Below are 1,432 nucleotides of genomic sequence, written 5' to 3' on the forward strand. Positions count from 1 at the left end.
GACCCGCCGCCGAGGCCGCCGACCGGCGTCGCCGGGCCACCGCCGTCGTGGGCGTCGTGGCCACCCTCGCCGCACTCGCCCACGCGCAGGGGATCCCCGATCACCTGCACGAGGAGATCCGGCTGGCCTACACGGACACCGACGGCGACGGTGAGCGAGCCGACCGCTTCCCTCCCGGGCCCGAGTCCCACTACGCCGAGGTCGACAGGGTCATCCTCGAGGCGTTCCCGGGCCGGGAGAAGACCGACCTCGTCGTCGTCAGCACCGCCGACGCCTTCCTGGCCTACCACCCGTACCTGGCCTACCAGGCCGTCACCTCCCACTACGCCAACCCGCTCGGCCGGTACGACGAGCGCAACGAGGCGATGATCGGCTGGGAGGACGCCACCAGCGGCGACGAGCTGTACGCCATGATGAACGACACGCCGTGGCGGCGCCCGGACGCCGTGGTCGCCCGCCCCTCGGGTTCCGGGTACGCGCTGCGCCTGGCCGAGGACACCTACCCCAACGACCCCAACGTGCGCCGGTTGGGCGTCACCATCCCCGCCGAGGCCGTGGAGGGCCCCCACTTCGAGGTCCACGACGTCGGACCGTTCGCCGTGATCGTGGTGCGATGAGGTGACCCCACTGTGACGGCGAGCGGCGGGCGCCCCCTCGGGCTGCACCCGTACCCGGGTATGGACCGCGACCGACGGCTGGCCGTGATCACCGGCTTCCTCGGCGCGTTCCTGGCGATCCTGTCCGGTTTCCTCCCGGTCCACCAGAACACCACCGAGGTGCGCTGGACCGCCGGACCCGACTACGCCTCCGTCACCGCCCCACTGGTCTCCGGGAGACCGCTGGACCTGACCATCACCGCACCGTGTGGCCCGCTGTCGCAGGTTCCCGACGACACGATCGTGTTCTCGACCCTGCCCGAGGGCGCACCCGGTCGGATCTCCGACGGCCTCGTGGTCCAGCGCTCGGCCGACGCCGCGGGGGACCCCGCCATCGAGGTGGCGGTCCGCAACACCACCCTGCTCTCGGTCCCCCTGTCCACCCTCCGGGACCCGGCCTGCGAGTCGCTGCGGGTCCGGGCCGAGGTCGGGGTGCTGGTGGCCGAGCTCACCGGCCTGTCCGAGGACGGGGACCGGGGCGGGGACGACGACGAGAACGGGCAGGACCCGGTCAGCGCGGCCGTCCCGGGAACCATGCGACCGCAGGTGACAGGGGTGTTCACGGACCTCACGCCCACCTCCGCGCCCGAGGGGCTGGGCGGGTCGACGGTGGAGATCACCGTCGACTCCCGTTACTCCTCCAGCCCCACGGTGCTCAAGCTGGCGCTGATGGTGCTGGGGATCCTGGCGACCCTCGCCTCGGTGGTGTTCCTGCACCGCCTCGACGGGATCGACGGACGGTCCGACCGCCGGTTCGTCCCCCGCTCGTGGACCCG

The 1,432-nt window shown here is 72.8% G+C and carries 2 protein-coding genes; both read left to right on the top strand.

Going from position 1 to position 1,432, the window contains the following annotated elements; translation table 11 throughout:
* A partial coding sequence (locus G6022_RS15705) for an arabinofuranosyltransferase (RefSeq protein ID WP_182638465.1) occupies window positions 1-617 on the top strand: 617 nt, incomplete at its 5' end.
* Between the two features lie 12 nt (window positions 618-629).
* On the top strand, window positions 630-1,432 hold an 803-nt coding region (locus G6022_RS15710), incomplete at its 3' end, for an arabinosyltransferase domain-containing protein (protein WP_347238196.1).

It is taken from the genome of Dietzia sp. Cai40, from assembly GCF_014145165.1.
GTDB classification, from domain to species: domain Bacteria; phylum Actinomycetota; class Actinomycetes; order Mycobacteriales; family Mycobacteriaceae; genus Dietzia; species Dietzia natronolimnaea.